Genomic DNA, 8334 nt, shown 5'->3' with positions numbered 1-8334 from the left:
GTCCCGCCCCACCCACAACGGCTCGACCCTGTGGGCCGGCTCCGCACCTGTCAAAAAATTTAACTGGCGGGGAACAGACTGAAAGGTTGCCCCCTCCAGAATCAGCAGCAATCGGCAGCGTATGCCTGCCCATCAAGCACAGGTGTTACCTGCACCACGGGCATCGACCACTGAAGATTCAAATGCCCTGCACTTGAAACATCGAGAAGCCTGTCCTTGGCGCACCCCTGCCTGCCAATCAACCCATTGATGACTCGAGATCGACCCGACCATGACCAGCACACTGACCACTCAAGCGAACTTCAGCATCGTATTGGTTAACTACAAATCCCTTGAACTGACTAAAACCTGCTTGCAACTGCTGCACCAGGCGTTGCAAGGCCAGGGTGTTCCGGTGTTCGTGGTCGACAACGATTCCAGGGATGCCAGCTGCGACTACCTGCGCAGCCTGAACTGGATCAACCTGATTGAACGCAAACCCAGCGCTCCCGAAGCCGGCAACGTGGCCCATGGCCGGGCGCTTGACCTCGCACTGGAACGGGTGGAAACCGAGTACCTGTTTTTGCTGCACAGCGACACGTTCATCTACGACCCGACGATTTTCTCGCTGATGCTCAAGCAGTGTGGTGCTCAGCCTGAAGTTGCAGCGGTCGGCTGCCTGGAGCAACTGGACCGGGGAATACTGCGCTCGGTGTGGCGTAGGATTTCGCGCTTCGGCAAGCACTACACCCGCCGTGGCTTGCGCGCCCTGGGGGCCAACGCCAGGGAGCCGAAACCCTATAAAGAAACGCACTTGAAGAGCTTTTGCACCTTATGGAACGCTCGCCTGATCAAACAATATGGCCTGCACTTTCAAATGGATTCGCGCAACCCGGGGTATGAACTGCAAGACCGAATGAGCGCACTGAACTACAAGATCGGCTTGATCTCGCCACGGAAGATATTTACGTATCTGGACCATATTCAAAGTGGCACGGTTGCCGCCATGGGCGGCTACTCCGAGAACCATCGCAGAGCCCGGATGTACCAGCAGATAACCAGGGACAAGCCATTGCAGGCCGACTCAATGGCGCCAACCAGCCTGTGGCGACACTTGCAACAGGAGCTGTCTGGTGGCGCGCCTCTGGCGAAACTCAAGTCACTGATCACCGCCTACTCCTCCAGGCTGCGCGCGCATTGAATTGTCTCAAACACCGCTGATCAGCAGGCGATGATTGCCCTGGTACGGATGGCAATGCCTTGCCAGCCCCGGCAAGCGCATGCCACGGCCCTGCCCCGGCAACGTCGCGGATGCCTTGCCGGACAAGACCAGCAACCCATGGCCTGACTTTTGCTGTGCTCCCCGCTTACCAACCAGGGAGTAAAAACATGATCGGAAGCACCCCACCCCGACTGCCGGCCGTTGATGCGCTCGTAAGGTCTTTGGAGAACGGCACGGTCACCGCCGGCAGGATCGAAGTCCTCAACGCGACGCCGAAAATCCAGGCCCAGCTCGACGAGAGTTTCCGCCAGTCGGAACGCTCGACAGCACAGCTGACAGCCACCTACAGAGCCAATCCGACCTGGGCGAAATTCGACGATAAAAGCAACGCTGTCGAACTGCCCGATGTCGCCTCGCTTAACCAGAACGACGCCACCCATGTGCTCAAGGGCCTGCAATATCTGCTCGACATCGGCCGCCTGGACGGCAAGGCCATCAGTGCCAGGAATGGCGGCCTGTCGACTGACAGCACAGCGGTCTATCAGGATTGGCTGCAAGCCCAGATAGGCGTTGATGTACACGCCTAGGTAGGGTTGCAAGGCTTGGGTCGGGAGCGTGGTCCGGGTTGAGCACGGCCACACGCCCGGCTCGCGCCAGCGTTTTGAGCGGGAGGATCAGGGCAGCCTGGCAACCGGCTTGTTATGGCCTAGACATCAAAGCGCTTTTGCATGAAAAACCGGCTGTGTCCGGCGCTGGGGTAATCCTTGAGTTCGCCGAATATGCTAAAGCCAAGCCGCAGGTAAAAGTCCGGCGCCTGGAAGGAGAAGGTGTCCAGCCACATACCTTGGCAGCCCTTCTTGCGAGCCAGCGTTTGCGCCATGTTCATCAACTTCGAGCCCACTCCCTGCCCTCGGGCGACTTCAGGCACCACCAGCAACTCAACGAACAACCACTGGCCGGAAACCTTGGCGTATAGACCTCCCTGAGTGCCACCCATTTCATCCTTGATCAGGATCGCTATTTTTTCGCTTCGCACCTGTCCAGCGTGTTCCCGGTTGTACTCACTCAACGGTGCCAGAATGGCTTGGTAATCGGCCTCTTGAGGCGTTTCTTCTATCTCGATCCGTAAGTTCACAGCCTTCTCCCTTGAGTTGTATTGAATTGAGCGGGCCTCCACCCGAGCGCTAGGCAATGCGCCTGCGACGTCGGCTGGCCGGTGAAAACGCCCTTGCGGCAGGCCTCCGCTGCATGCCCATTGCTCCGTGCCGGGCGGATCAGACTGATGATTGCCGCCACGCGTCTGCCTCTGCATGACGAATCTGCCGAGAGTCCGTTCGAGCGCCGCCGATAGTGAGCGCAAAGGTATAAAAACATAGATGACCAGGGTTCATCCAAGGCGTGATGATTCATCGTTTGTGCCCGCTAGAGCGCTGAAATTAAATCCATCGCAAACAAACAACAATAACTCGCAAGGATGTGAGCTGCGATGGAGCAGATCTGACAATGACCCCTACGTTTTCGCTACTGATCCTTGGAACATCCATCCTGCTGATCGTGGTCCTGATCGGCAAATTTCGTGTGCACCCCTTCCTGTCCCTCATCGCCGCCAGCCTGATCGTGGGTATCGGCACCGGCATGCCGCCGACGGCCATCGTCTCGGCGTTTGAGAAGGGCATGGGCAGTACGCTGGGCTTCCTCGCCGGCATCATCGGTTTAGGCAGCATCCTCGGCAAGCTGCTCGAAGAGTCCGGTGGCGCCAAACGCATCGCGACCACGCTCCTGCAGTTGCTGGGGGAGAAAAATGCCTCCTGGGCAATGATGCTGGTCGGCTTCATTGCCGGCATTCCGGTGTTCTTCGAGGTGGGTTTTGTCCTGCTGATTCCGTTGATCTACGTCGTCGCACGCCAGACCAGGATCAACCTGCTTTACCTTGGCGTGCCTTTGGCAACCTCGCTGATGGTGGTCCACTGCATTCTCCCGCCACACCCTGCCGCGACGGCGATCACCGGCATGCTCAATGCCGACATCGGCAAGGTGATCCTGTACGGGCTCATCGTCGGTTTGCCAACCGCGGTGATTGCCGGGCCGATCTGGGTGAAATTGACCTGCACCCGACAGGCTTCGCCCAGCCAGGCGCAGTTCCTGGCCGAGCGCAGCGAAGCGGTCATCGATGAAAGCAACCCGCCCAGCTTCGCGATCGCGATGGTCACCGTGCTGTTGCCGTTGGCACTGATGGTAGGCAAGACCCTGACGGCACCGTTACTGGCCAAGGGCTCGATGGCGCTGGAGTGGGTGTCCTTTGTCGGCAACCCGCTGATTGCCCTGGTGCTGTCGATCTGCTTCGCCTACTGGTCGCTCGGGCTGCGCCGCGGGCTGGCCATGAGCGACCTGCTCAGCCTGACCCACCGCTGCTTTCCGCCATTGGCAGGCATTCTGCTGATCATCGGTGCCGGTGGTGCGTTCAACGACATGCTGATCGGCAGTGGCATCGGCAAGGTCCTGGCCGAGGTGCTGGGGCAATCGCAGATCAATCCGATCATCCTGGCGTGGTTGATCGCCGGGCTGATGCATTTCGCCGTGGGCTCGGCCACGGTGGCCATGATCAGCGCCGCCGGCATGGTGCTGCCGATCCTCGGACAACACCCTGAATACAGCCCCGAGATCCTGGTCATCGCCATCGGTGCCGGCGCTATCGGCTGGACCCATGTCACGGACTCGGCGTTCTGGGTGGTCAAGGAATACCTGGGTATTTCCCTGTCTGAGGCCATCAAGAAGTTTACCGGTGCTACGGTCCTTGCTTCTGTTTCGGCACTGATCTTTACCCTGATACTGTCCAAATTTCTGTGACGCAGCCCTGGCTGCTTCACCCCCGACATAACGATAGGTAGTTCACATGATTCAAGGCAAAACCCTAGACGCCTGGTATGCCAGCCATCCGCTCATCAAGGAGCTGGTGTCACTGCAGGAAGTCAGCTGGTTCAATCCGGCCATTGCCCCGACCGCCATCGCCTTGAGTGATGTCGGGCTGAATGCGGATGACGTCAGGGCGGCCAGCGAGCGCCTGCGCCGCTTCGCCCCCTACATCGCCAAAGTGTTTCCGCAAACCGCTGAGACAGGTGGAATCATCGAGTCGGGCATCGCGCCGCTGAAGATGCTTCAAGAGCGGCTTCTGAGTGAGGCCGGCATGCCTGACCTCGGTTCGCTCTGGCTGAAGAAAGACAGCGAGTTGCCCATCTCCGGCTCCATCAAGGCCCGGGGCGGCATCCATGAGGTGCTCAAGCACGCTGAAGACCTGGCCCTGCAAGCAGGCTTGATCACCCTGAACGACAACTACGCAGTGCTGGCCAGCGACAGCGCCCTGGAGTTCTTCAGTCACTACAAGATCGCCGTCGGCTCCACCGGCAACCTGGGCCTGTCCATTGGCATCATGAGCGCCAAGCTGGGGTTCCAGGCCACGGTGCACATGTCCGCGGATGCCCGGCAATGGAAGAAGGACAAGCTGCGGGCCAACGGCGTGACAGTGGTCGAGTACGAATCGGACTACAGCGTCGCGGTGGAAAATGGCCGCCTGCAAGCTGAAAACGACCCGGCCTGCTACTTCATCGACGATGAGAACTCGCCGCACCTGTTTCTCGGCTACGCGGTTGCCGCCGAACGCCTGAGCCGCCAATTCGAATTGGCCGGCGTGAAGGTCGACGCCGAGCATCCGCTCTTCGTCTACCTGCCTTGCGGGGTGGGTGGCGGCCCTGGAGGCGTCGCGTTTGGTTTGAAGCTGGCCTTTGGCGATGCGGTGCACTGTGTTTTTGCCGAGCCCACCCATTCCCCCTGCATGCTGCTTGGCGTCCACACCGGCCTGCATGACCAGGTGAGTGTCCAGGATTTCGGCATCGACAACCTCACCGCCGCCGACGGCCTGGCGGTGGGCCGGCCTTCCGGCTTCGTCGGCAAGGCCATGCAACGGCTGATCGATGGTTACTATACGGTCACCGATGAAGAGCTTTATCGCCTGATGTTCCTGGCCCACGAACTGGAAAATGTGCAGCTGGAACCTTCTGCGCTGGCCGGAGCACCTGGAATCGTGCGGGTACTGCGCAACGCCGAGTATCTGCAGCGCATGGGCCTCTCTGCAGCCCGGCTGGCGAATGCAACCCACTTGATCTGGGGCACCGGCGGCAGCATGGTACCCGCCGCGGAATTCGCCACCTACCTTGATAAGGGGCGTGCGCTGCAACATCCTTCGCGCTAACCCGCACCTACCGCGCGAACGGCGGTTGACTAGAAGAGGTCACAGCAATGCCAGCACCGGGTCTGACCAAAGCGCCAAAACTCAACGGCGCCCACCTGTCCAACCTGCATACTTTTCTGGTCGCCGCCCGCCATCTGAGTTTTGCCCGCGCTGCAAATGAGCTCTGCCTGACTGCCAGCGCGGTGAGTCATCGCATCGCTCGCCTGGAGGAAGAGCTATCGCTGAAGCTGTTCCATCGGTTACCCAGGAAAGTCGAACTGACCGATGACGGCGAACGGATCTTCAAGGTCATGCAGCACACCATGGACACCCTGTCGGACGCGGTGCAAGAGCGCTCGAACGCTCAGATCGAAGGACAGCTGTGCTTCTACGCCAGGCCTTCGGTAGCGCAATGCTGGCTGGTGCCAAGGCTTGCCGATTTCACCGCCCGTTATCCCGGGATCCAGCTGGATGTGCGGGTCGGCAATGAACCGATCGACTATCGCACCCGCCGCATCGACCTGGTGCTGTGCTATTCGAATGGCGAGCACCCCGGCCTGGAAAGCCTGCGGCTCATGCCGGAGAGAATCGCGCCAGTGTGCAGCCCGGAATATGCCGAGGAACATGGCTTGATCGGGCACCCAGAGCACCTAACGCAGTGCACGGTGCTGCATGACGTTGCAGCGTGGGACAACATTTCCTTCGATGCGGAATGGCGTCTATGGCTGGATGCAGTGGGCGACAGCAGCGAACTGCCGAGCCGCTTCATGACGTTCGACCGATCCGACCTGAGTACGCTGGCAGCAATCAACCATGCCGGCGTGGCCATTGGCCGAGAACAACTGGTTCGCAAGCGGATTCAGGATGGCGAGCTGGTACTGCCGTTCGGAGGGTTCAGAGAAGCGGTCAACTATGGCTACTACCTGGTTCACCCTGCTCATGCAACGATGCCCAAGAGACTCCAGGCGCTGATCGATTGGCTGGTCGAGCAAGCACAGGATTGAAACGCCGAGGTCGGGATGGCAGTGAATGCCAACGCAATGCCTGTCCTGAGCAGATAGGCAAATTCGCGGATGCTCAAGACGCTGAGATCAGCTCTCTGGAGTGATGGTCGAGTCGGGACCGGCTTCAGCCGCCAGCTTCAATCGGTCGGCCTTGCTGATGTATTTATTCTTGCTTTGCGGCGCCAACTTGGCACTGGCCTTCTTCGCGTGGGCCTTGAGTAACTGCTTTATTTTCTTGCGACGGTTCATGTTTTTCGCTCGGTTTGTGAGTGCGGGGATGATATCAGCTTGAACCCGTGGAGCAGATCCCTGCGGTGCACTCCTGGCACATGACGCTGGAAATAATCGGCGCTGCCAGGCGTCTGCTTGATTGACGGGTTAGCCGTTATTCGCCTTGGCGGAGGCGGATCACTCTCCCCTAACCTGCTTGAGCCAATTCCAGAACGGATCGCTCGCCTGCGATGCATCCATGCTTTCGGTACTGACCACGATCTCCGCTGCCCGAGCCGGAATGCTTAGTCCAAGCGTCCGTTCGACGTGGTTGCGCAACAGCTGGGGCGCTGGCGGGTAGTCGTCATCGTCGTATTCATCCTCCCGAACCTCTTCGGGGGTTCGCTGGAACTGCTCCGGCCAGCAGAGCTCGTCGTAACCGATTGCCAGCAGGCGCAACAGGTCTTGCACGCTATCGGTCAGCACACAGAGCATCACCGACCCGGACCCCGAGCCCAGGTGGACCACTCGCTGCTGCCCGTTGTCGTCCAGCCACAGCCCGGCCCACGAGCCGTCGCCGCCGGTTCTGAGGAATATGGACAGCCGCTGGTTCACCTCGGGGTCATCACTTGCGGTCCAGTAGGCGCTAGTGGCGGGCTCCGGCACATAGAAAGCGGTGGTAGCGATATCGCTATGCTCAGGTTCGGGGTGCACAGTCATGTAGCGCACGCCATCACGACGACTGCGGACGCAGCCATGCTCTTCCATCAACTCAAGGGCTTGTCGCAACAGTGCCGGCAGTGGATTGCCGGCTGGGAATGCGGCGGCAAATTGATCGGTGAATTTCATCTGTTCGGTGTCCTGTGTGGCTCATTACTTCTGAGCATCACAATCGAATGCCTGGGCATGCATTTTTTCTGGCCCGAGCAAGGCTGGCAGCATGCGTCCAATATGCTGAGCTTTGAGCTGGCACAGCTTTCCGAGCACTTCACACGCAGCGCCGTGGTGCAGGAGCCTGGGCGGACAGCGCATCAACTGGTCCAACAGGCCTATGAATGGATCTTCGTGAAAAGCCATTTGGCCGACTGGATACATGAGAAATCAGCAAAGGCCGCAGCGGCAGCCAATGGTGCCAAGGACTTTCGATACTTCGTCAGCCAGGCCTACATCTGGCTGGAGAAATATTTGATTGCCGCGGCCTTCATCACACTGGTGGTGATGGTGCGCGTGCTCATCCTGGTGCTCGCCGCGCCTCTGTTTCTACTCAGTGCCTTTGTCGGCCTGGTGGATGGACTGGTGCGGCGAGACATTCGACGCGTTGGTGCCGGGCGCGAGTCGGGGTTTGTCTCCCACCGCGCCAAGGCGTCGGTGCTGCCCCTGGCCGTGCTCCCGTGGGTTGTGTACCTCGCCTTGCCGATCAGCGTGAACCCGCTACTGATTCTGCTGCCCGGCGCGATCATGCTGGGGCTTGCGGTAAACATCATGGCTGGGAGCTTTAAGAAATACCTGTAGGTGTCCACCACGGCCTTGAAGCCGTAATGGCGACCTGACCTTTGGCGATGCGATCCAGGTGAACGTGAAACGAATGCCCAATGCTCTTGGGCCGGGTGTCCAAGTGTCGTGGAGTCCGCGATAAATCGGGCAGAGCAAACGCCTCAGGAAATCCACTTGAACTTCTCTCTCAAAAAACCAAT

General features: G+C 59.5%; 9 protein-coding genes. 6 read left to right on the top strand and 3 right to left on the bottom strand.

Going from position 1 to position 8334, the window contains the following annotated elements:
* Positions 1-271 precede the first annotated feature (271 nt).
* Both GV818_RS31815 and GV818_RS31810 read left to right on the top strand, forming a co-directional pair.
* Positions 272-1180 carry a glycosyltransferase gene (locus GV818_RS31815; RefSeq protein ID WP_161778533.1) on the top strand — a complete coding sequence of 303 codons (909 nt, stop codon included), beginning with the start codon at positions 272-274 and terminating at the stop codon, positions 1178-1180.
* A 188-nt stretch (positions 1181-1368) separates the two neighbouring features.
* Positions 1369-1788: a hypothetical protein gene (locus GV818_RS31810; protein WP_256667644.1), complete on the top strand. Its 420-nt coding sequence runs from the start codon at positions 1369-1371 to the stop codon at positions 1786-1788.
* A gap of 119 nt (positions 1789-1907) precedes the next feature.
* On the opposite strand, the gene GV818_RS31805 is transcribed toward GV818_RS31810, so the two are convergent.
* The gene (locus tag GV818_RS31805; protein ID WP_161778532.1) at positions 1908-2336 is read right to left on the bottom strand and encodes a GNAT family N-acetyltransferase; all 429 of its coding nucleotides are present in this window, start codon (positions 2334-2336) and stop codon (positions 1908-1910) included.
* Positions 2337-2704: 368 nt separating this feature from the next.
* On the opposite strand from GV818_RS31805, the gene GV818_RS31800 reads away from it, so the two are divergent.
* Genes GV818_RS31800 through dsdC form a run of 3 tightly spaced genes read left to right on the top strand, consistent with a single transcriptional unit; the run spans position 2705 to position 6430 of the window.
* A complete protein-coding gene (locus tag GV818_RS31800; RefSeq protein WP_161778531.1) occupies positions 2705-4048 on the top strand; it encodes a gluconate:H+ symporter in 1344 nt (447 codons plus the stop codon).
* Positions 4049-4094: 46 nt separating this feature from the next.
* Positions 4095-5447 carry a D-serine ammonia-lyase gene (locus GV818_RS31795; RefSeq protein WP_161778530.1) on the top strand — a complete coding sequence of 451 codons (1353 nt, stop codon included), beginning with the start codon at positions 4095-4097 and terminating at the stop codon, positions 5445-5447.
* A gap of 47 nt (positions 5448-5494) precedes the next feature.
* Entirely contained in the window at positions 5495-6430 is a 936-nt protein-coding gene (gene dsdC, locus GV818_RS31790) for a DNA-binding transcriptional regulator DsdC (RefSeq protein WP_161778529.1), read from the top strand.
* Between the two features lie 87 nt (positions 6431-6517).
* Here the strand turns inward: dsdC and GV818_RS31785 are convergent, their stop codons facing one another.
* Together GV818_RS31785 and GV818_RS31780 are read right to left on the bottom strand one after the other, a co-directional pair.
* Positions 6518-6679: a DUF2986 domain-containing protein gene (locus GV818_RS31785; RefSeq protein ID WP_161759391.1), complete on the bottom strand. Its 162-nt coding sequence runs from the start codon at positions 6677-6679 to the stop codon at positions 6518-6520.
* A gap of 159 nt (positions 6680-6838) precedes the next feature.
* Complete coding sequence (locus GV818_RS31780; RefSeq protein ID WP_178125217.1) at positions 6839-7489, bottom strand: hypothetical protein; 651 nt, start codon at positions 7487-7489, stop codon at positions 6839-6841.
* Between GV818_RS31780 and GV818_RS31775 the strand changes: the two genes are divergently transcribed.
* Positions 7397-8152, top strand: a complete 756-nt coding sequence (locus GV818_RS31775) for a TIGR03747 family integrating conjugative element membrane protein (protein ID WP_161778535.1) — start codon at positions 7397-7399, stop codon at positions 8150-8152. The genes GV818_RS31780 and GV818_RS31775 overlap by 93 nt on opposite strands.
* Positions 8153-8334: the final 182 nt, after the last annotated feature.

It is taken from the genome of Pseudomonas sp. Fl4BN1, from assembly GCF_009908285.1.
GTDB lineage: Bacteria > Pseudomonadota > Gammaproteobacteria > Pseudomonadales > Pseudomonadaceae > Aquipseudomonas.
The sequence above is the reverse complement of the archived record's forward strand: the minus strand, read 5'-3'. Positions and strand labels throughout refer to the sequence as shown.

Bases quoted from the DNA above. Each gene is read 5' to 3' on its own strand.
- GV818_RS31780 (WP_178125217.1), bottom strand. From the start codon at position 7,489: ATGAAATTCACCGATCAATTTGCCGCCGCATTCCCAGCCGGCAATCCA.
- dsdC (WP_161778529.1), top strand. From the start codon at position 5,495: ATGCCAGCACCGGGTCTGACCAAAGCGCCAAAACTCAACGGCGCCCAC.
- GV818_RS31800 (WP_161778531.1), top strand. From the start codon at position 2,705: ATGACCCCTACGTTTTCGCTACTGATCCTTGGAACATCCATCCTGCTG.
- GV818_RS31775 (WP_161778535.1), top strand. From the start codon at position 7,397: ATGCTCTTCCATCAACTCAAGGGCTTGTCGCAACAGTGCCGGCAGTGG.
- GV818_RS31795 (WP_161778530.1), top strand. From the start codon at position 4,095: ATGATTCAAGGCAAAACCCTAGACGCCTGGTATGCCAGCCATCCGCTC.
- GV818_RS31810 (WP_256667644.1), top strand. From the start codon at position 1,369: ATGATCGGAAGCACCCCACCCCGACTGCCGGCCGTTGATGCGCTCGTA.
- GV818_RS31785 (WP_161759391.1), bottom strand. From the start codon at position 6,679: ATGAACCGTCGCAAGAAAATAAAGCAGTTACTCAAGGCCCACGCGAAG.
- GV818_RS31815 (WP_161778533.1), top strand. From the start codon at position 272: ATGACCAGCACACTGACCACTCAAGCGAACTTCAGCATCGTATTGGTT.